The sequence below is a fragment of the Bacillus sp. 522_BSPC genome (assembly GCF_001076885.1).
Lineage (GTDB): Bacteria > Bacillota > Bacilli > Bacillales > Cytobacillaceae > Niallia > Niallia hominis.
Genome location: NZ_JVDT01000287.1, coordinates 19,788 through 42,400, shown reverse-complemented (window position 1 = coordinate 42,400; position 22,613 = coordinate 19,788). Strand labels below are relative to the sequence as shown.

Sequence of the window (22,613 nt, the reverse complement as noted above, 5' to 3'; positions counted from 1 at the left end):
CTCAACTTTCGCAGAGTGATATCGGCAAATAAGCCTTGATATAATTAGGAAGGCCAGCGATCCACTGTTCAAGTTGACTTTGAATTATTTTTTTGATTTTCTTATTCGTTTGTTTAAGTGCATCTTGAAGAAGCTCGATCAATTGCTGTAATGCGACAGCCCAATCAAGTTCATTTACTTCATCGCATAATTCGTAAAACAGACCACCTATTGTGCGTTGATCGGTATTACAGCGATTCTGCCACGACAGAACGATAAAACGAGAAAACACAATCGTTGTATGGCAAATAAGCGCGTCATATGAACGGCTTTGGAATTCTTTTTCAAGTTTCAAAAGAGATTTGGCCGCCTTAAAGAATACCTCGATATCCCAGCGCATTCCATAGATTCGGACGATCTCCTGTTCTGAAAGAGTGCAGTCTGTGCTGAGGATGGCAAGCCAGTCGCTTTTCTTATTTCTGTTTTGAATGAATACCACTTTAATTGGTGTTCCATTAGCCATGATCGTATGGATGGAACGAAGAATTCCTTTCTTGGATTGAATGGGTCCAGCTAGGCGGTATAGTTGCTTTAAAGAAACCATCTCCCCGTTTACGTTATAACGTTGTTTTGTTTCTTTGACCATACCAATTACGTCTAATCCTTGATCCACAATAGACTTTACAAGTGGTGGCAATGTAAACCAAGAATCCATAAGGACATAACTTGCATCTATCCCATTGGCTAATGCACGTTTAATCATGTCAGGAACTTGTTCAGGCTCAGTTTGTAATGCATTTTCTCGACGCTTGTATCCACAAGTACGTTTATCAATTTTTTCAGAGATACCATTGATTTGAGACTTTTTTGAACTGACTAAAGAAAAGTCAATTGGCATAAATGTATAGCCATCTGACCAGCCCAAAGTGAGCATACGAAACCCCTTAAAGAAACGCATTTTCAGGGAAGCATGATCAAAACAACGAGCGAGAAGCTCTACCTTTTTACTACGATTTCGGTCATACGCAGAATCATCGATAATCAGTACTTTTGGACGCTCTTTATTCGTAAGGCGAGTCACCTTTTGAATAGTAAAAATGCTCAACAGTAGTAAGAAACGGCGCCAATTAAAAGTTGATTGGTTTAAAAAGCGATAGACGGCATCTTTGGCTGGAAACTGATCGGCTTTCTTTGAATCAAGAAGTGAAAACCAATTTTTGTGCTGGAAAATCAAACAGAAAACAAGCTGAAATAAGTAGGAACAGCTGAAACCGAAGGATTTTTTAATTCCTGCTTGGCGCAGGTGTTTATTCATTTCAAGCTCAGAAAAAACCGAATTAAGTTCTTTTGGTAGTTGATTGTTTTGGCTATTTTGGTCTATCATATAGGGAGCACCTCTTCTGTATGGTAGTGTTTTCTCTACAATTACACTATACCAAAGAATGAGGTGTTATTTCATTTTATTAAACACTGTCAAGCAACATATTTAATAGACCATAGACGCAATACAACTAACGATTTGCACTTATTTTTTTGGTGCGAAAGTTGAGTACATAATATACAAGGAACCAAATTAAATTTTTCTTTAAAACTTTTTCTGCAAAGTAATTATATTACCAGAAAGGAGTTACTCTGATGTTTCCCATCTTTTTGGAGTTTATTTCGCAGATAATCTTGATGATTTTTCCAAGTGAGAAATACAAAATCTAATGAATAGGAGGAATATAATTTAATATCGCCATCTATTATGGGATAGTGATATTTTCAAAAAATGTTCTTCCTAAGCAAAATCATTACATACATAAACACAGTTCTAAAACATTTTTTTAGAATCATTTTCTGTATTTATAAAACAAAAATAAAATGTAAATAATTACTATTTATATTATGGGTGTTTACTGGTAAAATGAAGGAAAAATTATACAATGTTAGGAGAAATGATCAATGTGATTGGATTATTAATTTCCGTACTTCTTTTTAACTTCTTTGCCTTTCGGTTGAATAAGCATTTAAACAAGAATCAGATACTACATATTTATATTTTTTCTATCGCATTTCAATTATTATTTGATATAATTATCGATTTTAAGCTGCATGCATATTGGTATTTTACGATAGAAATAGAATGGCATGTTTTATTATATGCTATCTTTCTAGTACCTCCTGTCAATATAATTTTTCTCAATTATTTTCCATTCAAAAAATCTATTTTACATAAAATAACCGCAATCCTACTATGGAATATTGCATTCCTACTCTATGAATTCCTTACTCTATCTCCAGAGCCTTGGGGCTACTTCCATTATGGCTGGTGGAAATGGTGGTACTCGGCTTTACTTAATCCAGTTTTACTAGTAATCGTCATTAAGTATTATCGTTATATACAGAAAATAGAAAGTTCGGTATAACGTTAAACATTGGTTAAATTATCGTTAGCTGCTTTACATATATTTTTTTCCTTTAGGTAATACTATGATTAATAATTATCTAATGGAGCAGGTGAAGATTGGATGAATATGGAAAGGTGGATTTTAATAGGAATCATTGCAATAAGCATCCTTGCCCTTTTCTTTCTTGTTCCCAAAAATAAAGCTAGAGAAGCTTGGATGATATTTTTATCTCTGCAGATCATCACTTGGCCAGCTGGATTACTTGCAGTGGAATGGAACATGATTGATTATCCTATTCAGCTTTTCTCCTTCGCAAACGAATTTAATCGATCAAGCTTCACCTTTGAATTTTTCCTTTTTCCCGTAACAGCAATTATGTTTAATTTATATTACCCGAAAAAAATAAAAAAAACAGGGACCTTTTTTTATTATTTTCTCTTTGCTGGCTTTTTCACCTGCCTGGAAGTCATCATTGAGCGACATACCGAGCTCGTGAACTATATAAGCTGGCATGGATCTTATACGCTAATAACAGTTATGGTTACCTTATTTCTTAATCATACTTATTATCATTGGTTTAAAAAAGGGGTAAAAGGAACAGAGACAAATGAATAAAGAACTAGTTATTTTAATTTTCTCATGGATTACTTGTTTATTTTTGCTCATTAAATTTATTCCGAAAGAGAAAAAAAGGTATTTCCAAATTATTTTTTTGTTTGCTCATGCAACAGCCTGGATATTTCAATATATCCAAGTAAATATAGGGTTAGTAAGTTTTCCTTATCGAGAATTTGAACAGGCAACCAAAATGAGTTTTTCCCTCTATTATGTGGTTTTGCCAACTTTCGCTGTTTTTTTCATGCTTTTTTATCCAGAAAAGCAGAATTGGATGAGAAAATGGATTCATTATCTAATTTTTTGCAACGGTATGCATCTTTATATGTTTTTAGTGGAGAGACATACTGAGCTTGTTCATGATATAAACTGGCATTGGTGGTTTGCTGTCACGATCGACCTATGTATATTATACCTTGTAAAAACATTTGCTTTCTGGTTTAGGAAAGGTTTAAGTGAATCGTCTGACTAAAAAAGCCAAAGTCCACTAAAGGATTTTGGCTTTAAAAATTATGCTAATAAAACAAACATTCAACATCTCACATATTTACGCTTAAAGCCAAGTATGCCTCTATCTAAATCCTTTTGAATTCTTTCTGACACATTTGACATCGTGCTTTTTTTCTTGCCTTTCTTGATTTCAACTAGACCAACCTCTTTAGCCGTTTCTACTGCTTTTTCATGAAGGGGCACATAGGATATGGCAACGGTGTAGATAAAGTTATTCATAGCTGATTTCACCGTATCTGGAGATTGATGAATCGTATTTTTCACTTGATCAAGCATACTTGCAAGCTTGCTTTCACTAAATTCAAAGTCCTGTCTATTTCCTAACAGCCAGCAATAACAGCTCCAGCCTGCAGACATTCGCAGTTCTTCTCCGCTTTGAATCCATTTATCGGCAACCGCTTGCGCAAAATCCGTTTCTGCTAAAGACACGGCCACCACATAATCTGACAGCATAAAGAAATAGGCCGCATCTATCCAGCGTTCAAAATCTTCCTCTGTCATGATATCTGGATCACAAATGACACCAGCAAAATACATCGCATCATAGTTGCCCGTTGCGTATAGCTCTTCTGCTAACGGTTGATTCTTCTTAATTTTCCGAGCAATTGGCTTCATCGCACCAGTAGCTACGCCAAATACTGGCTCGTTTGCACCATTGCCCATATAAAGCTTCTTCGTCCTTTCCTTCCCAAGTGCTTCTAACTCTTGCATCACTGTTTCAAACTCCATTGGTTCCCTTCCTCCTAATGATATAGTATCTTCTAATTATTCGTTCCCTTTATATCTTTCTTCTACCATATAAGCCATAGATTAGATTTAGCAGGAATTATCTATTTGTATATTGAATATGTACTAAAGCTATTTTATTTACAAAGAAGGAGAATTGTCAATGGAGCGCGTATTTCCACTTATTGAAACAGAGCGTTTAGCTTTACGAAACGTAAGCGCTAATGATGCTAAGGATATGTTTACCTACCTATCTGATCAAGATGTTGTTCAACATATGGGGCTAGAACCATATAAGTCTTCTGAAGAAGTGATGGAAGAAATTAATTGGTATAAATCAATCTGGGAAAACGGCACTGGAATCAGATGGTGCATTACATTAAAAGACGAAGATACCGTGATTGGCAGCTGTGGATTTTTGAATATGCAGCAGAAACATTATAAAGCAGAAATAGGATATGAACTAAGCAGAAATTATTGGGGGCAAGGCATTGCTAGCGAGGCTTTAGAAGCTGTGCTTGCCTATGGCTTCAAGCATTTGAACTTAGAAAGAATCGAAGCATTAATCGAACCATTAAATACCTCTTCGCAAAGATTAGTCGAAAAACATGGCTTTCTAAGAGAAGGATTATTAAGACATTATGAATATACTTGCGGGAAATTTGATGATTTATACATGTACTCTATCCTTAAAGGAGATTTTCCTTCTTTAAAGCATACTAAATAGATATTCATACAAAGAATCAGCCCTCCTTTTCCATGTAAAATTCAACATTAACTCTGCCTCCTTTGGTTAAACTAATATAAAATCAAAGGAGACAAAAGTATGAGGAAACGCAAGCGTGATGAAAACATATTAAGAATTTTATGTATCATAGGAATAGGTGCTTTTTTTAACCTACTTCGAAAGCCTCCATTAAAGGATTGGCTCATTATTTTCTTGGTGAAAAGTTATATAGCTTCCATTTTAGATAATCTTTTGGTAAAAAAAGGGTATCTCGTCTATCCAATAAAATTAATCAAAACCTTTGATGTGAGCGTATTATTCAGCTATCTTCTTTTTCCAGTAACATGTATCTATTTCAATCAAGTAACGAAAAATTCAAGTATCATCGGCATATTGATAAAGTGCTTATTCTTTAGCCTTCCTTCTGCACTTGCTGAATATTGGATAGAAAGAAAGACTAACTTAATTCGATATAAAAAAAATTGGAATTCCACTTATAGTTTTCTTTCCATTGCAGGAACCTTTTTATTTGTGCGTTTTGTAATCGTTTTAGTTCGAAAAGCTGCGAATAAGCAGGCAGAAGAAGCCTAATATTTTCATTTAGTTATTGTATTTTTCCACATAAACATTCCTCATTTTAAAGGAATTTCTTCTTTTTTATCGAAGTAATTTTATAATCCAAAATAAAGGTGGAATGTTTATGCATTCAATTATTTCTCCTATCATATGTAAAATAAATAATGTGTTTATACATGTTAGCAACCTCGAAGAATCAGCAAAATGGTATAGCGACTTACTTGGGCTTCCATTTCATAAGAGCAATGTGAAATCACCAGTATATAATATTCCTCTTCCTTCCGAAACAGGACTGACATTGGATGATCACACTTTCGATCCAGACTTTAAGCTCCAGCCCTCGGAACATGTTTTATTTAATTTTTTCGTTCGGGATATTGATGAAGCATATGAATTTGTAAAAAGCAAAGGAATTATCATTGTTAAAGAAATAGAGCGAATTGGCGATTTTGCTTATTTTAACTTTAAAGACTTAGATGGAAATGTACTAATGATTTGTAATAATTAATCCATCTAACCTGATTTCAATGCAGCGATTCTTTGCTGCATTGATTTTACTTATATATCTTGTATTTTATCCCTTTTTAATACTAATTGTTAATATCTCAAGTTAGAATTAACCTGAAATATATAACAACTAAGGAAGACTTAAATCCGCTTCGTTCTTAAAGCAAACTTTCTTCTACTACCTTCATTTTATAAAAATATTCTTGTTTATTCATTAACTCCCTATAAGAACCGCACTCGACAATTCCCCCTTGATCCATTACAATAATTTGATCCATATGATCTAATTCCTGTAAACGATGGCTAACTAAAATGAATGTATCCTGTTCAGCACACTCAAAAATTTCCTGATAAATATTTTGTTCTGTCTGTGCATCAAGTGATGACGTTGGCTCATCTAGTAACCATAAATGCCCTTTTTTCAAAAATGCTCTAGCAATAGCCAAACGTTGTTTTTCTCCCCCTGAAAGATTTTCTCCTTTTTCTAACACGCGATGCTCTAGCGAAAAATGTTCTAACCTTGCCTTTTTTAATGCCGCTTCCATTTGTTCGTCACTAAGCTGTGATCCAGCTAATTGAAGATTATCACGAATAGTTCCATAAAAATAATAATTTTCCTGTAAGACAACTCTAGTTTGTTCCCAAATTGCCTCGCTGGATACTGTCGATGTGTCAAAATCTCCCCAATAAATTTTTCCAGCATCTACATGTTGTAGCTTTAAGATAAGCTGAAGCAAGGTGGATTTTCCAGAGCCACTCGCACCAACAATCGCCGTCTTTGACCCGGCTGGCATCATAAATGATAAGTTTGGAATCGTTCTACGCCAATTTCCCGTGTAAGTGAATTGAATGTCTATAAACGCTAATGATGGTGCGAGGCTAGGTAATTCATTAATAGTAGACTCCCTTTTATCTTCTATGAAACTCAGATCTTCTACTACTTCATATAAACGTGTAGATGCATCTCTACTTTCTTGCATATAAATAGGAAAAACCGCCATCGGTGCAGCAGGCTCAAAGACAGTTAGAGAAATCATGACAAGCATTGCCAAAAATATCCCTTCAAGCATCCCATTAGTAACAAAATATGCTCCAGCTCCTATGACAAACCAACTTGTAACAAACGTTATAAAACCATTAAACGATTGACTAGACACTTTATTTAAATTTTCTACTTTTTGTTGATTAATATACAATTCAGAGTGACTCAAAAGCTGTTGTTGTTTACTTGGTAATTGATGAAACAGCTTTAATTCACGAAATCCATACATTACCTCTGTAATGTAAGTTGATAGATCACCACGATCCTGCCTAACTTTCCCTTTAATTTTGACTTGCTTTAGGGAAAATAGTGCTGGAATGATAATCGTCGTTAGGAAAAATCCAAGTAATAGAATCAAAGCAATGGCGATGGAATAAAAACTAGTAAATAAGATAGTACTAACAAAAACAAGTAAGAGCACTAGCGGTGGATAAAACACCCTTAAAAAGAAATTTTGAAGGCTTTCTACATCTCCGACAACACGCGCAAGTAAATCCCCGCTTCTGTATTTGTGAAAAATTTGTGGAATAAGTGGCGTTAGTTTTCCAAAAAAAGTTACTCGTAAATTACTTAGAATCGTAAATGTCGCTCTATGAGAATAAAGTCGCTCTCCATATTTCGCTCCTGCCTTAACAAGACCGAGTAACTTTACTGTCGAAGTCAATATTATCAATGTATAAAAAGGAGGAATTAATGCAGACTTAGATATTAGATAACCGCTTGCAGCAAACAAACCTACACTGCTAGTTCCAGCAATAAATCCACAAATGACAGCAATGCTAATATCTTTTTTCTCCATTAACATCAATTTAATTATTTTCTGCAGTGCACTCACTTTTGACTCCTCCTTTTTTGGATCATTACTAACTCCTTATATGCGGGTGAAATTTTTAATAATGATTCGTGTGTACCAACAGCTAGTAGCTTTCCATTTTCTAAAAAAAGAATTTGGTCAGCATTTTTTATCGTATGTAAACGATGCGCAACAGTAATAACCGTTGCTGTCTCATTTAATTTTTGGATTGATTGTTGTAAGATTTTTTCAGTAGCTAAATCCAGCCCACGTGTTGGTTCATCCAACAATACAATATGAGGTTTTTTTAGAAAAGCACGTGCAATGGATACTCTTTGCTTTTCACCGCTAGAAAGCCCTCTTCCAGCTTCACCAATTCTAGTTTCAAACCCATTTTCTAATGGTTCAATCAATGAAGCGATTCCTGCTAATTGTGCTGCCGCTTTAATTGCTTCCATGCCAACTTCGTCTGTAGTTCCCATCGCAATATTTTCAGCTATCGTTCCTGAAAAAATATAAGGGTTTTGCGATATATAAGAAATTTTCTTTAACCAAGAGAATTCTGTATACTTTGTGAGCTCTTCTTGATTAATGTAAATCGCTCCCTTCTCAGGAGTAATCATACCTGCTATTAAATGAAGTAAGGTTGTCTTTCCTGCTCCACTAGCGCCAACAATGGCAATTTTTTGCTTAGGAAAAAAAGAAGCTGTCACAGATTCTAATTGAAAGTTAGTATTTGCGTAAGTGAAATTCACTTGATTGAGTTGAATGGTTGGTGGCACTTCCCACTCTGGAAAAATTTGTACCCCCCATATAGTAGGTTCATCTTCTTCGTCAAATACTTCTAATACTTTTTTAGCTGCTCCCATGCTGCTTCTACCGTTATGAAACGTTACTCCAAGTTCTTTTAATGAACTATAAAATTCCGGAACCAATATTAAAATCAAAAATGCAGTAAAAAAGGAGAGACTTTCATATATAATTATTTGAATAGCAAGTTCTAGTGCTACTATCCCAATACTCAACATCGATATAAGTTCAATGGCAAAAGATTGTGTAAATGCAATCTTCAATATTTCTAGTGTAGTATCGCGAAAGCTTACACTACTTTTTTCTAATTCTTCTTTTTGTCGAATTGTTTGTGCAAATAGCTTTATAGTTACTAACCCTTGTAAAGTTTCTAAAAATTTAGCAGAAAAAGAAGCTAATTTCTCCAACTTCTCTTCTGCTTTTTTTTGTGTTTTGATACCAATTACTATCATATAAATAGGAATAAATGGGGCACAGACCATTAAAATAATGCCTGAATTCATATGCAGTGTGGAAATAACAATAAGCATTAGAATCGGCACAAATATACTTTGCATAACCTGAGGGATAAACTGACTATAAAAACTATCCATCTCATCCACACCATCAAGTAGCATACTTACTTTTTCCCCAGTCTGACCTTTTTCAGCTAGTTGGACAGAATTAGAAACATACTTCTTTAATAACTTCTTACGCGTATCTCCCTTGACATCGCTTGCAATCAAAACACCAATCCGTTTACTTATATAATCCATACTAGACCTTACAAATAGAATGAGGAGTAACGCTATCAACCACGGTATAACTGCTGAAAATGTTTGTTTTTTTAGAAAAACACCATCGACAATACTTGTCATCACGTAAGCCTGTGCAACTATTGCGAGGCCAAGGATCAATGTGAGACCCATTAAAAAATAAACCTTCTTCTTATGAATCCAAACCGTTTTCTTTAAATTTCCCATGAACAATTCAGCCCTCTAATCTATAATTTAGCGTATTCTTCATTTTTTTCCTTTGGCATAATCTGCATCAAATAAAAAGAGGCGCATCAATAAGATTAGAGAAGGAATTAATAATAAAAGTCCCCCAATAAAGGCAATTATAAGCGCCATTGCCATAGATGAATTTGTAACACTATCTTCAATATTGATGTATGGATAGAGTAAATAGGGATACTTAGCCATTCCGTATCCGAAAAAGGCAAAGAGAAACTGCAGCATAATAGCAATAAATGCAATGCCATAATTTCTGCCAATATATAATAGGCTAATCCCAATGATGAAAAAGCCCATCGATAAGCCAAATATCCACCATAAATCCAACATATTTTCATAGTTGACCTGGTTTCTCTGACTTAAAGTAATCATCGTTGTCAACGCCATAATAATGGTTGGTGTTGCCCAAAATAATGCCCATTTACGTACTAACAGTAGTGCTGCTATATCTTTTGCTCTTGATGCATAATAGGTGATAAAGCTTGCACTAATAAATAAAACAGAAACAATAGCTAACGCAACAATACTCCATGCTAATGGACTGGTAAATAATTCTAAATACTTTAACGAAACTTGACCGTTTTGTTCAGAAATATATCCTCCTTCTGAAATCGTTAAGGCGACCGATAACGATGCCGGGATGAATAGCCCTGTAGCTCCATATAGAAACATATAAACATTACTTTGTTTTGAACCATAATTTTCAAAAGCATAAAAGGAACCTCGAATTGCTAGCAAAATAATCCCAAAACTTGCAGGCACAAGTAAAGCGGATCCATAATAATATGCCGTAGATGGGAAAAAACCGACGATTCCTACAAAAAAGAAAACTAAAAACACATTCGTAACTTCCCAAACAGGCGATAAATAGCGCGAAATTATTTGATTAATGATATGATCTTGCTTCGTAATCTTTGCATAATATGCAAAAAAACCTGCTCCAAAATCAATCGATGCTACAATGAGATAACCGTATAAAAACAGCCACAAAACCGTAATCCCAATTACTTCATAGCTCATTTTTCAATTCCCTCTTTCCATTCAGGGTAATGCTTCTCTAACTCCACTTCAGCTGGATTGTCTTTAAATAATTTTCGCAAGGTTATCGTAAATAATGTACCGAGCACTATATACAATGCTAGAAATAGAAAAAACATATGCAGGATATAAGTAGAAGAAGTTGCTGCCTCATCAACCGTCATATATCCTCTTACTATCCAAGGCTGTCTTCCTAGCTCTGCAAAAAGCCATCCAAGTTCTACAGCTAACATTGCAAGTGGTCCACTTATCGCAAGTAGCCAAAGCATTAATTTACTGTGCACATTCCAGCGCTTAAGCCTCCTTAAAACAATATATAAAAAGGAAATTCCTAATAAGAAGAAACCAATAGATACCATTGAATCAAATAGATAGTGTATGATTAATGGGGGTCTTTCCTGTTCTGGTGTTTCTTCCAATCCAGTTACCTCGCTCATAAAGTCACCATGTGCTAAAAAGCTTAGAAATCCTGGTACGCGAATCGCTCCAACGATTTCATTATCCTTATTCAACCATCCAAAAAGGAGAAGATCAGCATTCTCCTCTGACTCAAAAAGCCATTCTGCGGCAGCTAGTTTCTCAGTCTGATGTTTTGCTAAATATTTTGCTGACACATCACCGGCTAATGCAGTAATTACCGAAAATGTAAACATAGCAATAACCGTCATTTTTAATGCTTTTTTATGATATTCATGAGCACCTTTATTCCTTATTAACGCAATTGCGGCAATAGTTGCTAAAATAGCGGCTACAGTTAAATAGGAACCTCCCAATACGTGAAAAATTCTAGTTGGAGATGATGGATTCAACATTGCTTTTAATGGATTAACAGCAACAAATTCCCCATCCACCATCGTAAATCCATTAGGCGAGTTCATAAACGAATTTACTGTCGTTATAAAGACCGCAGACATCCCCGCACCGATAACGACCGGTAGCGTTAATAGCCAATGTGTATACTTCCCTTTAAACCGATCCCAAGTATATAAATAAATCCCCAAGAAAATAGCTTCAAAGAAAAACGCAAAAACTTCCATAAATAACGGCAATGCAATTACATTCCCTGCAAGCTGCATAAAGTTTGGCCAGACTAAAGATAACTGTAGAGCAATGGCTGTTCCAGTCACTACTCCAATTGCAACAGTTATTACAAAGCCTCTTGACCATCTTTTCGCTAGCAATTCATAATGCTTGTCTTGTTTTCTAATACCGACTAATTCAGCTATTGAAATAAACAATGGTACTCCTACCCCAAGTGTCGCAAAGATTATATGAAAAAGCAGGGTCATTGCTGTAATCAATCTACTAATCGTGACCGTATCAAAATCCATATTTTCTCTCCTATTCATTTTAAATTAGTGAATTATTGAGCATAATTATGCCATATTATATCGATATAGGATTGCTGTACTTTTATAAATCTATCCTCATTTTACTAAAGATTCCCTTTTAGAATACCCACATTATTTAAAACTTATGTATGGACAAGGTAGATAGAAATAGGTACCTATCTAGCCTCTATTGATTAAATCAAAAACTATTTTCAGTTAAAATCACTTTTATTACCTCATTGGAATTTTATATAAACATAACACTTTGATAACACCACTTTTTTCCATTTGTTCAACTTAATGTTGACGATATTAGAACAATAATAGTTTAGTCAACTACTTCTTTTAGCTAATCAATAAATACTTATAATATTTCCATCCAAGTCTTCACTGCTGTTGCTAAAATTAAAATTCCCATTATTCCTTGTAAGACCCTTGTATTCACCTTTTTTCCAACGTTAGCTCCTATAGGTGAAGCAATCAGACTGGCAACAACCAAAATAAGAGAAGGCAATATCGGTACATGGCCTGTTGAGATTTTTCCTGAGACAGTTCCTATTGATGAAATAAGTGTAATGGCTAAGGATGATGCAATGGTCATTCTTGTTGGTATTTTTAATAGGACAAGCATGATAGGAACTAATAAGAATGCTCCTCCCGCACCTACAATACCTGACCCCACACCTACGATAAAGGCAAATGAAGCAGCTAGCCATTTATTAAACTTGACTTGTTCTAAACGGTTAGCATCGATCTCTTTTTTAGGTACAAACATTAAAATAACAGCAATAATAGCTAAAATGCCATATACGATATTAATTCCACTATCCGACATGTGAGTGGAACTCATGCCCCCAATAAAACTCCCGATTAAAACGCTAATTCCCATATTAACAATTAATGTTTTATTTAAATATCCGCCACTACGATAAGCCCAAACACCACCAAGTGTCGCAAAGAACACTTGGATGGCTGTAATTACTGAAACTTCATGTGATGTAAAATGACCCACCCCTAAAATTACTGGAATATATAATAACATTGGATAATTTATAATGGCTCCTCCTATCCCTAACATTCCAGAAAGAAAGGAACCGATAAAGCCAATTGTGAAAATAGTGATGATGAAATTAATATCCATATAGATCCCCCCTCTTTAGAAAAAAAAGGAACCTTAATTGGTCCCCTTATAGTTCAACCTTTTTTAATCCAAAATTTCAACACTCCGTTTTCATCTTCGTGTTGTAATAATTCATGCCCTCCTGATTTAGCCCAAGCAGTTAAATCATTTTTAGCCCCTTTATCAGTTGTATGAACTTCTAATACCTGACCTGATTCCATCTCTCCCATTGTTTTTTTTGTCTTTACAATCGGCATTGGGCAAGCTAACCCTTTTGCATCTAATACTTTAGTTGATTCCATTATCATATTTTCCTCCTATTTATAAATTATCGGACTGCACAACGGTTTGGTCCTATTTCCATCTCACGTTGTTTATCTAAGTCTGGACTAATTTTCCCCATATTTGTTTCACGAATTTCTTGATAAGCGTTTGGTTGTGGTGGTAGGTTCTCTGTTACAAGTCTTCTAAACTCATTTTCGTCTTCAATATTTAAACCATGATTTTTCTCAAACAATGTACCTAATCTTTCTGATACACTACCGTCTTCATTCAGTTCATCAATGATCATAAAGTGAGCTGGGAGTACAATTAGTTCTTCTGAAAGTTCTCTGTAACGAGAATACAGGCTTTCACGTAAATCTGCTACCCAGTCTTCTGCCATTCCTGCTAAATCGGGTCTTCCAATTGAATCAATAAATAAGATGTCCCCTGACAGAAGGAATTTCCCATCCACAACAAATGATGTAGAACCGATTGTGTGACCTGGAGAGTACAGCGCATGAATATCAATTTCTGTTTTTCCGATTGTCACTACTTTGCCGCCTTCTAGAGCGTTGTATTCAAAAGTTACCTCAGTCGCATCTTTTGGAGGTAACCAGTATGTTGCACCTGTTTTTTCAGCGATGACTCTTCCTCCTGAAATATGATCTGCATGAAGATGAGTATCAAAAACATGTGTGATTTTTACTCCCATTTCATTCGCAAAGTTTAGAAAAATATCTGTCATACGAGTGGCGTCTATAATTGCAGCTTCTCCGTTAGAAATCACCATATAGGATAGACAACCTTTTCCGATGCGAACAAATTGGTGTAATTCTCCACCTTCCGTTAAATTCCCAATCTTTACAGGCTCTAAATGTTCACTCCACGCCTTCATACCACCTTGCAAATAAGAAACAGTTAAACCTTGTTCTGAAAGCATCTCTGCCACCATTACAGAAGAACCCTCTTTAGCACAAACAACTAATATTTCTTTTGTAGCAGGAAGTTTTTCTAAAATTTCTTCCACTCCATCAAGTAATTCAAAATACGGGATATTTAAATAATCAAAGTTTTCCCCTTCAATTTTCCAATCCTTAAAATCACTTTCGTTACGAACATCTAGAATAAATAATTCTTCTTTATTAAATACTTTTTTAGTTACTTCTTTTGTCTGCATAACTTTAACAGTCATATCATTTACCCCCTACGGTATATTTTTGGTTAAAAAAATAATAAACCCTTTTAAAAGTTAGTGTTGCGTCTGCATCTTTATCAAATTCTAAAAAGGTTACTGCTCCTCCTACTTCAGTTCCATCAACAAAAGCACCTTTTCTGATCCCATAACATTCATTGTCATTTGGCAACCAATGAATTTAACACCTATTTCTTGGGCATTGCAACTAATTCGGGGAGTAGCTGGTACATTTGCATTAGCAAACCCACCCTTGCGCGAAATGTTCTTTGCCTTGAGGCATTGGTAATTGTTTGTATTCATTTTTATGAATTAAGTTCAACCCTTCAAAAGTAAAGAAAATGGCTACTTCTTTATCTGTTGCTGCTGTTTGTTGTTTCAACTTTCACCTCTAGGAAAGAAACAGTGTGTTCTGCCAAAATTTTTTTAACAGAACACACTATGGACAACGTGAAATAGTATATACTGTTACTTCGTCCATATTAATCTCTCTATTTGATTAAAGAGTCCGATTTTCCTGTCCAAGCACTCATGCCTGGAACCACATTAATCACATTATCAAAACCCTTTTCAGCTAACTTTTGAGCAGCAAGATCACTACGGTTACCTGTGCGACATACCACATAGATTTCATCATCTGCTTTTAATTCGTTTAAACGCAATTCTAATTCTCCTAACGGAATCGAAACCGCATTAGGTATATGATTAAATGCATATTCAGCTTCTTCCCTTACATCAAGAACCACGATATTTTCATTCGTTTCTAGCTTCTTTTCAAGTGCTTCATTGCTAGTTACATTGGGATGTTTTCTTTCAATTGAAGCATCATTAGATGATTTTCTTAAATAATGTTTTAATACATTGTCTTCTTCAATTGTGCCAAGATAATGATGACCAGCACTATTAGCCCATGCTTGAATATCAGCTTTTGAGCCCTTATCTGTTGCTTGAACTTCTAAGACCTGACCAGCTTGTAAATCATTCATTGCTTTTTTTGTTCTTACGATTGGCATTGGGCAAGCTAACCCTTTTGCATCTAATAAAAAATCTGTTTTTAATGATTCCATCTTATTAAAGCCTCCCATTTTACCCCATCGGGTATTTGATTAACCGAAAATATTTACTTCGTCTCGCCTTCCCATGCAAGCATTCCACCAGTCATATTTATTACTTTAAATCCATGATCTTCGAGAAATTGACTTGCTTGACCACTTCTTCCACCAGAACGGCAAACCATGATATATTCTTTAGATTTATCTAATTCATGCATACGGAATTCTACTAACCCTAGTGGGATATGAATGGCTCCTGGGATCTTACCAGTTGCAACTTCATCAACTTCTCGAACATCAATAATATTTAACACTTTACCTTCTCTTAAAAGTTTCTCTACTTCTTTTGCAGTTAATTGTTTCATGCTTTTGCCTCCTTATGATCTCCAAGCGTTCATTCCGCCTTTTACATTGGTCACTTTAGTATATCCTAATTTTTTTAACATTTTAATTGCGTTTTGACTTCTCATTCCACTTTGGCAAATAACAATTACTTCTTTATCTTTTGAGATTTCTTTCTCCGCTTTTTGCATAATTTGTTGAAGTGGAATATTTTTAAATCCTTTAATATTGTTTACTCTATATTCCCCAGGAGTACGGACATCAATAAATTGTTTATTTTTATCCTTTAACTCATCCCGTAGCTCTAATGCTGTAATCTGTCTTACACCTAATGTAGGAATGAATCGTCTGATGATAAAAATTAACAGTAGCCCAATTATTATATAATTTAGATATTCCAAAATTATCTCTCCCTTTATGTAGGGAAGAATCCCCTACTGATTTAGATAAATAGGTTTACATTTCCATCTTCTGCATCACCCAAATAAGCAGCAACACCTGCATATTCAATATTATCCAACAGTTCTTCTTTTTGAAGTCCTAATAAATCCATTGTCATCGTACAGGCAACAAGCTTTATATCTTGTTCTCTTGCCATTTCGATTAAATCTGGAAGTGGCATTGCATTGTGTTTTTTAATCACATTTTTAATCATTTTAGGACCAAAACCAGCAAAGTTCATTTTTGAAAGCCCCATTTTATCTGCACCTTTTGGCATCATTCTGCCAAACATTTTTTCCATGAAGCCTTTTTTCAGTTGAATATCTGCATCTTTTCGCAAGGCATTTAGTCCCCAAAACGTGTGAAAAATGGTTACTTCATGATCATACGCCGCTGCCCCGTTCGCAATGATATAAGCTGCCATTGCTTTATCATAATCGCCACTAAATAATACAATTGTTGTTTTTTTCTTTTCTGTCATTATAGTTCCTCCTCATGTATCAGTCACCCTTACCTGTATGGGTATATTTATAAACAAAAAAATTTAACCTTTTTTAATCCAAAACTTTAATACATCATTCGCTTCTTCATATTTTAGTAGCTCATGTCCACCCGATTTTGCCCAAGCAGTGAGATCGTTCTTTGCACCTTTATCAGTAGTATGGATTTCTAATACTTGACCAGCAGTTAATTCATTTATTGCCTTCTTTGTTTTTACAATTGGCATTGGACATGCCAATCCTTTTGCATCTAACAATTTATCTATATTCATTCTTTTAACTCTCCTTTCATCATTTACCTTTACCCCTATGGGTATAATAGTAATAAAAATAAAAGTGGGTGTCAACCCTTTTATTTTTATCTACTTTTCACAAGCAGATTTACAGCTTCTTTTACTAAATCTTCTGTGTTTTTTTCTCCATTTTCTTCTGCATTGCGCACACACTCTACTAAATTAGAACTAACCACAACACCAATTGTCCGATCAATAGCAGCACGTGTTGCAGATAGCTGAGTTATAACATCCTTACAGTCTTTGTTTTCTTCCATCATCCTTAAAATTCCTCTAAGTTGGCCTTCTATACGTTTTACTCTATTTTTCATTTGCTCATTGTACTCCATGTGATTACCCTCCTTAACAAATAATTACTTTTTAACTTGTCTCCTATAGTTACCTATGTTCTCCCATTTCATACTCATCGAAAAGGATGTATCCGACTATCTTGAAACCTTTTTGGCGTAATAAACGAACTCCTACATTCTTTTCCAAGCGATTCGAAGCTACTACAATCAGATCGCTTTTTGATATATCTGTGTAATGCCTATTTATATAAGAAACTGGAATGTTAATCGCACCTTGTATAGGGCTTTTATAAGAAACATTATAATCTCTTATATCTACAACATTCAACATACTTAATTCAATATCTTTTTTATTTATTTGTGGAACCCCAATTATTGGGATATTCCTTCTAAAGATAAAGTAACCAATAATGATAAAACTTAAAATAACAATAGTCATATGAATCTTTCCTCCTAAATGAAAGAGGCAGGAATAACTGACAAAATCTATATTATACCCCAATAGGTATTTTGTCAACACTCCTTTTTGTTTTTTATTACTCAATCACCGGACATCTTCTTACTCAAGAGCACAAGCATTTGCAAACCTTGATAATATCAAATAAGTATAATTGCTGTTACTACCTCCCTCTATAAATATTGATGTACCAAGGGTTTGTGCCATTGGTACGGTGTCAAAAAAATATTTTTCGACAAAGTTCCCTACAGTATTTTCATAATATGTGAAACTATTCCATCATAGGGGTACGCTACGCGGTCACTACTGGATAATGGTGGAAAGTAGTGATAGGAAATTATGCGATGCACAATGGATCTCTGCGTAACTTATGATGACGTACCCTCCCATGTCTCTGGGCATCTAAGTGCCTACATTCCTTCGTTCGGTCTAGTCATAAGGCAGAGGCTAGCGAAGCTCCTTTAGGGACTCAAGGTCGAATGGAAAAAATAGTGCCAGCTTCTCCGTGTCATCCTGTTGTCTAGGTCTATTTAAGGGGATATAGGGACTTATGCAGCCTCTGCGAGACTAGGAATATCCCTCATCATTCGCTGTGCGTCAAACGCTTTGTGCTTCGTGCTAATTCCATGTAATACTTTTAATAGCTTACCGCATAGAACCACAATGGATTGTTTCTTGCGTAACGGATTAACCTGACGGTTTGTGTAATACTCGTGTAGCTTTTTAAAGGCTTCGTTGTGACGGACCATCGGCATCATTACTCGGAACAGGAGGGCACGCAGCTTTCTTCTACCCCGTTTGGAGATACGTTTTTGCCCTTTGTGCAGGCCGGAGGAATTTTCACGTAACGTTAATCCCGCGAGTTTGATTAGTTGGCGTGGATCTTCATAGTGTGAAAAGCTTCCGATTTCAGCTAATAGGTCAACGATTGTGGTATCTCCAAGTCCTGGTACCGTTGATAGCCATTGGTACTCTACAGACGTTTTTACAAGTTCAACTAAGCGTTCCGTAATACATTCGATATCTTCTTCTAGCTGGTGGTAACGTCGGACGAGTGTGGCGATTTCAATACGGGCCATCTCACGTCCTTCTGTTACACCGATAGAACTAGCTGCGACCTCTATCAGGCGTATTGCTTTCGGTCTTTGGGGGGATTTGAGCCCCTCGATTTCCCGGTAAAGTGATAACACTTCATCGGGTTGTTTTTGGTGAAGATCACTTGGAAATGGAGTACATTCAAGAACAGCCATTGCCATTTTTCCGAATGATGGGAACACCTGAGTAAATTCAGGAAAATAGCGATCTAACCAACGAATCATCATGTTTTTGACAGCTCCTAGTTCCTCTGTCAATTTACTTCGAAATGTTGAACCAGCACGAAGTTCGGCTTCCATCCCTTTGAGGATTCGCGGATAACTAAAGCGTCCATCCTTTACAAGACGAGCGATTACCAGCGCATCTTTACGGTCATGTTTGGTTGGCAGATTGTCGTCCAACTCTTTTGAACGTTTGACATGCATAGGGTTTGCCATTACTAGGGGAATACCGCGTTCCTCAAGGAAATAGGCTAAATTGAGCCAGTAATGGCCAGTTGGTTCAATCCCAATGATGACTTCCGTTTTTTCGTTCTCTTTCATTGCAGCGAGAACACGTTGATAGAAAAGCTCGAATCCATCACCAGTTTGAGAAACAGAAAATGATTTTTGGAGGTCATCCACAAAGCAGGCGTAGTGTGTCTGCTTGGCAATGTCGATTCCGACAACAAGTGTTTTTTCAGTGACTTGATTTATTTTCTGGTTTTGTTTAAAATCCATTATGGAGTCCTCCTTGGTTAACAAATTAGGGGTCATTTCGTCGACGATTTGACACCCCGCATCATACCAAGAGGGCTCTTTTTGTTCAAGTCCCCGAAAATCCTTCTAACAGGAATGCTCCTATTATTTTAACTTTTGGATTTCAATCCATTGAGTTTTTTTAACTACTCATTTATAATACCAAGTATTACAATATGATTTAAAGGTTATTGTGGAGGTGCCATTATGAGTTTATTTAAAACTTTATTTAGCGAAAAGTGCCCTGAATGTAAGAAAACTTTAGTAACGGATAAAACAGCTTTTATGAATTCAATAGTAAAAAAGTCTTGTCCTGATAATCATTATCAAAAAGAATATCATCCAGCTCTTGAAACGTTTGTTGAAAGCAATCATGTTTCTTAAAAAAATATTAAATGGCAGGAATCATAAATTTTATAGGAACTAAGACTATATCCTCCAACAAAGAATGAGTATAAAAAAACATTAGCTATTAATTATATTCCCCAATACCCTTACTGTTAACTTTGACAGATGATTTTGCGAAAGATAAAAAGCATGACTCCAAAAATAGGAGGCATGCTTTTTAAAGTATTTTTGATTAAATAGAAGTTAAATGCTTCCCTTTAATTTATCTTCATTTTTTTTAATCCAAAATTTAATCACTTTTTCCTCTTGTTTTGTTTTTAAAAGAATATGTCCGGCATTTTTTGACCATGCAGGCAGATCATTTAATGCACCTTTATCTGTCACATGGATTTCTAATATTTGACCGCTATCCAACTGCTCAATCGCTTTTTTTAGTTTTACAATCGGCATTGGGCAAGATAAACCAGTAACATCAACAACAGCATTCACCGGTATTTCATCAATATCTTCTGATTCCTCAAGTTGATTTGTTTTCGTTTCAATCGTTTTGTTTATAACGCTTTTAAATACAGAGGAATACGTTTTAAAACCTCCATCAACATTTTTAACAGTATATCCACTATTTTTTAATATCCTGCTTGCCAGATATCCCCTTAATCCAACTTGACAACTGACATATATCGTTTGTTCTTTTGGAAGACTATCTAATCGGTTCCTTAATTCATCTAACGGAATATTCAAGGAACCTTTAATATATCCAAATTCCCGTTCCATTGGCTCGCGAACGTCAATCAATAACCCTCCATCTTTAACAATCTCATCGATTTCATGCCACTGAACCATTTCTAATTCACCTTCCATTATGTTAGAAGCTACATAGCCAGCCATATTAACAGGGTCTTTTGCTGAAGAATATGGGGGAGCATAAGATAATTCTAAATTAGTCAAATCATTCACCTTTAATCCACCTTTTATTGCTGTTGCAATTACGTCAATCCGTTTATCAACACCATCTGCTCCTATAGCTTGTGCACCAAATATTTTTCCTGTTTCTTTATCAAAGATTAATTTTAAAGCAATTGGTGCTGCTCCTGGGTAATACCCTGCATGAGAACTTGGATGAATATGAACAACTTCATATGAAACTCCTAAGCTTTTTAGCGTCTTTTCATTATTGCCAGTAGTCGCAACTGTTAAATCAAATACTTTAACAATGGAAGTTCCCAATGTGCCATGATACTTCTCCTTTTTCCCCATCATGTTATTTGCCGCAATTCTGCCTTGTCGGTTAGCCGGTCCTGCAAGTGGAATCATAGCTTTTTTCCCGCTAATATAATCCACCACCTCAACTGCATCCCCGACAGCATAAATATCCTCATTAGAAGTCTGAAGGTATTCATTTACAACAATTCCTCCACGCTCTCCTAGTTCAAGTCCTGCTACCTTAGCTAATTCATTTTCCGGTTTAACACCTATAGAAAGAATGGTCATATCGGTTTCTATTTCTGTTCCATCAGAGAGAATAACTTTTTTTCCCTTATTAGCAAATGCTTGGACCCCGTTTTCTAATATTAGATTCACACCTTTTTCTTTTATATTTCCGTGTAAAATACTAGCCATTTCAAAATCAATTGGAGCCATAATTTGCTTTGCCATTTCAATAATCGTTACTTCTATTCCTCTTTCCAACAAGTTTTCAGCCATTTCAATTCCAATAAATCCTCCGCCAATTACTATCGCCTTTTTAGGTTGATTGGTATCAACATATTTTTTTATTTTATCTGTATCTGGAATATTTCTTAATGTAAATAATACCTCATTTTCACTTAATCCTGGAATTGGTGGGACGATTGGTTTAGCCCCTGGTGACAATAATAACTTGTCATAGGATTCCTCATACTCTTTCCCTGATTGTAAATTCTTAATTGTGACTTTTTTATTTTTGGGATTAATGCTTAATACTTCACTAAAATTCCGAATGTCCAGATTAAATCGATTCGACATTCCTTTAACGGTCTGGACTAATAATTTGCTTCTGTCTTTGATTGTTTCTCCAATGTAATAAGGCAGTCCGCAATTAGCAAATGAAATATATTCTCCCCTTTCTATAAGAACAATTTCTACATCTTCACTTATTCTTCTTAACCTTGCTGTAGCTGTTGCTCCACCTGCAACTCCACCTACTATAATGAGTTTCTGTGACATGTTATTCCCTCCAACTATTTTTAATTTAATTCCAATCAATACCCTTGAATATACCCCGATAGGTTTATACCTGTATGGGTATTATAAAATATAAATTAATTTTGTGAAGGTTATTTGAGTTTATTTCACAATATCTTCACAATTAAATACTTATAATATTGTAAAAATATTCCATCCAATCATTTTTTTAAGCGCATTTCTTCTAAAAGACTGTTTTTTCAATAGAAAAAAAGAATTA

25 protein-coding genes and 1 pseudogene are annotated in these 22,613 nt (G+C 35.2%); 7 read left to right on the top strand and 19 right to left on the bottom strand.

Features of this window, described 5'->3' with window-relative positions; translation table 11 throughout:
* Position 1 precedes the first annotated feature (1 nt).
* Positions 2 to 1,363, bottom strand: coding sequence for an IS4 family transposase (locus tag ADJ83_RS23885; protein WP_048717268.1), 1,362 nt, complete (start codon positions 1,361 to 1,363; stop codon positions 2 to 4).
* A gap of 553 nt (positions 1,364 to 1,916) precedes the next feature.
* Between ADJ83_RS23885 and ADJ83_RS23880 the strand changes: the two genes are divergently transcribed.
* From ADJ83_RS23880 to ADJ83_RS23870, 3 genes are all read left to right on the top strand, one after another.
* A complete protein-coding gene (locus ADJ83_RS23880) occupies positions 1,917 to 2,387 on the top strand; it encodes a hypothetical protein (RefSeq protein WP_268817776.1) in 471 nt (156 codons plus the stop codon).
* Positions 2,388 to 2,489: 102 nt separating this feature from the next.
* Positions 2,490 to 2,984: a CBO0543 family protein gene (locus tag ADJ83_RS23875; protein WP_031534681.1), complete on the top strand. Its 495-nt coding sequence runs from the start codon at positions 2,490 to 2,492 to the stop codon at positions 2,982 to 2,984.
* Positions 2,977 to 3,456, top strand: a complete 480-nt coding sequence (locus ADJ83_RS23870; RefSeq protein ID WP_031534680.1) for a CBO0543 family protein — start codon at positions 2,977 to 2,979, stop codon at positions 3,454 to 3,456. Before ADJ83_RS23875 ends, ADJ83_RS23870 begins: the two co-directional genes overlap by 8 nt.
* Positions 3,457 to 3,515: 59 nt before the next feature.
* Here ADJ83_RS23870 and ADJ83_RS23865 read toward each other — a convergent pair whose 3' ends face one another.
* The gene (locus tag ADJ83_RS23865) at positions 3,516 to 4,223 is read right to left on the bottom strand and encodes a DNA alkylation repair protein (protein ID WP_031534678.1); all 708 of its coding nucleotides are present in this window, start codon (positions 4,221 to 4,223) and stop codon (positions 3,516 to 3,518) included.
* 160 nt (positions 4,224 to 4,383) lie between these two features.
* Here ADJ83_RS23865 and ADJ83_RS23860 point away from each other — a divergent pair, with 160 nt between their 5' ends.
* The 3 genes from ADJ83_RS23860 (at position 4,384) to ADJ83_RS23850 (ending at position 6,031) form a co-directional block, all read left to right on the top strand.
* Positions 4,384 to 4,947, top strand: coding sequence for a GNAT family N-acetyltransferase (locus tag ADJ83_RS23860; protein WP_031534676.1), 564 nt, complete (start codon positions 4,384 to 4,386; stop codon positions 4,945 to 4,947).
* A gap of 99 nt (positions 4,948 to 5,046) precedes the next feature.
* Positions 5,047 to 5,538: a CBO0543 family protein gene (locus ADJ83_RS23855; protein ID WP_031534674.1), complete on the top strand. Its 492-nt coding sequence runs from the start codon at positions 5,047 to 5,049 to the stop codon at positions 5,536 to 5,538.
* A 109-nt stretch (positions 5,539 to 5,647) separates the two neighbouring features.
* The gene (locus ADJ83_RS23850; RefSeq protein ID WP_031534672.1) at positions 5,648 to 6,031 is read left to right on the top strand and encodes a VOC family protein; all 384 of its coding nucleotides are present in this window, start codon (positions 5,648 to 5,650) and stop codon (positions 6,029 to 6,031) included.
* A 157-nt stretch (positions 6,032 to 6,188) separates the two neighbouring features.
* On the opposite strand, the gene cydC is transcribed toward ADJ83_RS23850, so the two are convergent.
* The 16 genes and pseudogenes from cydC to ADJ83_RS23770 all read right to left on the bottom strand — a co-directional run bounded on the left by cydC (position 6,189) and on the right by ADJ83_RS23770 (position 19,804).
* Complete coding sequence (gene cydC, locus ADJ83_RS23845; RefSeq protein ID WP_081836528.1) at positions 6,189 to 7,907, bottom strand: thiol reductant ABC exporter subunit CydC; 1,719 nt, start codon at positions 7,905 to 7,907, stop codon at positions 6,189 to 6,191.
* Entirely contained in the window at positions 7,904 to 9,637 is a 1,734-nt protein-coding gene (gene cydD / locus ADJ83_RS23840; protein WP_031534670.1) for a thiol reductant ABC exporter subunit CydD, read from the bottom strand. Before cydD ends, cydC begins: the two co-directional genes overlap by 4 nt.
* A 39-nt stretch (positions 9,638 to 9,676) precedes the next feature.
* Positions 9,677 to 10,690, bottom strand: a complete 1,014-nt coding sequence (locus ADJ83_RS23835) for a cytochrome d ubiquinol oxidase subunit II (protein ID WP_031534669.1) — start codon at positions 10,688 to 10,690, stop codon at positions 9,677 to 9,679.
* Positions 10,687 to 12,039, bottom strand: coding sequence for a cytochrome ubiquinol oxidase subunit I (locus ADJ83_RS23830; protein ID WP_031534668.1), 1,353 nt, complete (start codon positions 12,037 to 12,039; stop codon positions 10,687 to 10,689). The genes ADJ83_RS23835 and ADJ83_RS23830 overlap by 4 nt, the downstream gene beginning before the upstream one ends.
* A gap of 364 nt (positions 12,040 to 12,403) precedes the next feature.
* A complete protein-coding gene (locus tag ADJ83_RS23825) occupies positions 12,404 to 13,180 on the bottom strand; it encodes a sulfite exporter TauE/SafE family protein (RefSeq protein ID WP_031534666.1) in 777 nt (258 codons plus the stop codon).
* Positions 13,181 to 13,233: 53 nt separating this feature from the next.
* Entirely contained in the window at positions 13,234 to 13,461 is a 228-nt protein-coding gene (locus ADJ83_RS23820) for a sulfurtransferase TusA family protein (protein WP_031534664.1), read from the bottom strand.
* A 26-nt stretch (positions 13,462 to 13,487) separates the two neighbouring features.
* Entirely contained in the window at positions 13,488 to 14,615 is a 1,128-nt protein-coding gene (locus tag ADJ83_RS23815) for an MBL fold metallo-hydrolase (protein ID WP_031534662.1), read from the bottom strand.
* Position 14,616: 1 nt separating this feature from the next.
* Positions 14,617 to 14,997 (bottom strand): annotated as a pseudogene (locus ADJ83_RS23810) (DsrE/DsrF/DrsH-like family protein).
* A 109-nt stretch (positions 14,998 to 15,106) separates the two neighbouring features.
* Positions 15,107 to 15,682 carry a sulfurtransferase TusA family protein gene (locus tag ADJ83_RS23805; RefSeq protein WP_031534660.1) on the bottom strand — a complete coding sequence of 192 codons (576 nt, stop codon included), beginning with the start codon at positions 15,680 to 15,682 and terminating at the stop codon, positions 15,107 to 15,109.
* A gap of 53 nt (positions 15,683 to 15,735) precedes the next feature.
* On the bottom strand, positions 15,736 to 16,032 hold the full coding sequence (locus ADJ83_RS23800) for a rhodanese-like domain-containing protein (protein ID WP_031534658.1): 297 nt from the start codon (positions 16,030 to 16,032) through the stop codon (positions 15,736 to 15,738).
* A 12-nt stretch (positions 16,033 to 16,044) separates the two neighbouring features.
* Positions 16,045 to 16,410, bottom strand: a complete 366-nt coding sequence (locus tag ADJ83_RS23795) for a rhodanese-like domain-containing protein (RefSeq protein WP_031534656.1) — start codon at positions 16,408 to 16,410, stop codon at positions 16,045 to 16,047.
* Positions 16,411 to 16,451: 41 nt separating this feature from the next.
* The gene (locus tag ADJ83_RS23790; protein ID WP_031534654.1) at positions 16,452 to 16,931 is read right to left on the bottom strand and encodes a DsrE/DsrF/DrsH-like family protein; all 480 of its coding nucleotides are present in this window, start codon (positions 16,929 to 16,931) and stop codon (positions 16,452 to 16,454) included.
* A 63-nt stretch (positions 16,932 to 16,994) separates the two neighbouring features.
* Positions 16,995 to 17,222 (bottom strand): sulfurtransferase TusA family protein, encoded by a 228-nt coding sequence (locus ADJ83_RS23785; RefSeq protein ID WP_031534653.1) that lies wholly within the window; start codon positions 17,220 to 17,222, stop codon positions 16,995 to 16,997.
* 86 nt (positions 17,223 to 17,308) lie between these two features.
* Positions 17,309 to 17,572 carry a metal-sensitive transcriptional regulator gene (locus tag ADJ83_RS23780; protein ID WP_031534652.1) on the bottom strand — a complete coding sequence of 88 codons (264 nt, stop codon included), beginning with the start codon at positions 17,570 to 17,572 and terminating at the stop codon, positions 17,309 to 17,311.
* A 49-nt stretch (positions 17,573 to 17,621) separates the two neighbouring features.
* Positions 17,622 to 17,972, bottom strand: a complete 351-nt coding sequence (locus ADJ83_RS23775) for a hypothetical protein (protein ID WP_031534651.1) — start codon at positions 17,970 to 17,972, stop codon at positions 17,622 to 17,624.
* Positions 17,973 to 18,538: 566 nt separating this feature from the next.
* Complete coding sequence (locus ADJ83_RS23770; protein WP_031534650.1) at positions 18,539 to 19,804, bottom strand: IS110 family transposase; 1,266 nt, start codon at positions 19,802 to 19,804, stop codon at positions 18,539 to 18,541.
* Positions 19,805 to 20,029: 225 nt separating this feature from the next.
* On the opposite strand from ADJ83_RS23770, the gene ADJ83_RS25400 reads away from it, so the two are divergent.
* Positions 20,030 to 20,206 carry a hypothetical protein gene (locus ADJ83_RS25400; RefSeq protein ID WP_192840972.1) on the top strand — a complete coding sequence of 59 codons (177 nt, stop codon included), beginning with the start codon at positions 20,030 to 20,032 and terminating at the stop codon, positions 20,204 to 20,206.
* Between the two features lie 207 nt (positions 20,207 to 20,413).
* Here ADJ83_RS25400 and ADJ83_RS23765 read toward each other — a convergent pair whose 3' ends face one another.
* Positions 20,414 to 22,375, bottom strand: a complete 1,962-nt coding sequence (locus ADJ83_RS23765; protein WP_031534649.1) for a CoA-disulfide reductase — start codon at positions 22,373 to 22,375, stop codon at positions 20,414 to 20,416.
* Positions 22,376 to 22,613 lie beyond the last annotated feature (238 nt).

Coding starts and splice junctions, on each gene's coding strand:
- ADJ83_RS23880 (WP_268817776.1), top strand. CDS start 1,917: ATGATCAATGTGATTGGATTATTAATTTCCGTACTTCTTTTTAACTTC.
- ADJ83_RS23860 (WP_031534676.1), top strand. CDS start 4,384: ATGGAGCGCGTATTTCCACTTATTGAAACAGAGCGTTTAGCTTTACGA.
- ADJ83_RS23765 (WP_031534649.1), bottom strand. CDS start 22,375: ATGTCACAGAAACTCATTATAGTAGGTGGAGTTGCAGGTGGAGCAACA.
- ADJ83_RS23850 (WP_031534672.1), top strand. CDS start 5,648: ATGCATTCAATTATTTCTCCTATCATATGTAAAATAAATAATGTGTTT.
- ADJ83_RS23855 (WP_031534674.1), top strand. CDS start 5,047: ATGAGGAAACGCAAGCGTGATGAAAACATATTAAGAATTTTATGTATC.
- ADJ83_RS23885 (WP_048717268.1), bottom strand. CDS start 1,363: ATGATAGACCAAAATAGCCAAAACAATCAACTACCAAAAGAACTTAAT.
- ADJ83_RS23785 (WP_031534653.1), bottom strand. CDS start 17,222: ATGAATATAGATAAATTGTTAGATGCAAAAGGATTGGCATGTCCAATG.
- ADJ83_RS23870 (WP_031534680.1), top strand. CDS start 2,977: ATGAATAAAGAACTAGTTATTTTAATTTTCTCATGGATTACTTGTTTA.
- ADJ83_RS23825 (WP_031534666.1), bottom strand. CDS start 13,180: ATGGATATTAATTTCATCATCACTATTTTCACAATTGGCTTTATCGGT.
- ADJ83_RS25400 (WP_192840972.1), top strand. CDS start 20,030: ATGAGTTTATTTAAAACTTTATTTAGCGAAAAGTGCCCTGAATGTAAG.
- ADJ83_RS23790 (WP_031534654.1), bottom strand. CDS start 16,931: ATGACAGAAAAGAAAAAAACAACAATTGTATTATTTAGTGGCGATTAT.
- ADJ83_RS23830 (WP_031534668.1), bottom strand. CDS start 12,039: ATGGATTTTGATACGGTCACGATTAGTAGATTGATTACAGCAATGACC.
- ADJ83_RS23775 (WP_031534651.1), bottom strand. CDS start 17,972: ATGACTATTGTTATTTTAAGTTTTATCATTATTGGTTACTTTATCTTT.
- ADJ83_RS23805 (WP_031534660.1), bottom strand. CDS start 15,682: ATGGAATCATTAAAAACAGATTTTTTATTAGATGCAAAAGGGTTAGCT.
- ADJ83_RS23875 (WP_031534681.1), top strand. CDS start 2,490: ATGAATATGGAAAGGTGGATTTTAATAGGAATCATTGCAATAAGCATC.
- ADJ83_RS23780 (WP_031534652.1), bottom strand. CDS start 17,572: ATGGAGTACAATGAGCAAATGAAAAATAGAGTAAAACGTATAGAAGGC.
- ADJ83_RS23800 (WP_031534658.1), bottom strand. CDS start 16,032: ATGAAACAATTAACTGCAAAAGAAGTAGAGAAACTTTTAAGAGAAGGT.
- ADJ83_RS23820 (WP_031534664.1), bottom strand. CDS start 13,461: ATGGAATCAACTAAAGTATTAGATGCAAAAGGGTTAGCTTGCCCAATG.
- ADJ83_RS23770 (WP_031534650.1), bottom strand. CDS start 19,804: ATGGATTTTAAACAAAACCAGAAAATAAATCAAGTCACTGAAAAAACA.
- ADJ83_RS23865 (WP_031534678.1), bottom strand. CDS start 4,223: ATGGAGTTTGAAACAGTGATGCAAGAGTTAGAAGCACTTGGGAAGGAA.
- cydD (WP_031534670.1), bottom strand. CDS start 9,637: ATGGGAAATTTAAAGAAAACGGTTTGGATTCATAAGAAGAAGGTTTAT.
- ADJ83_RS23835 (WP_031534669.1), bottom strand. CDS start 10,690: ATGAGCTATGAAGTAATTGGGATTACGGTTTTGTGGCTGTTTTTATAC.
- ADJ83_RS23815 (WP_031534662.1), bottom strand. CDS start 14,615: ATGACTGTTAAAGTTATGCAGACAAAAGAAGTAACTAAAAAAGTATTT.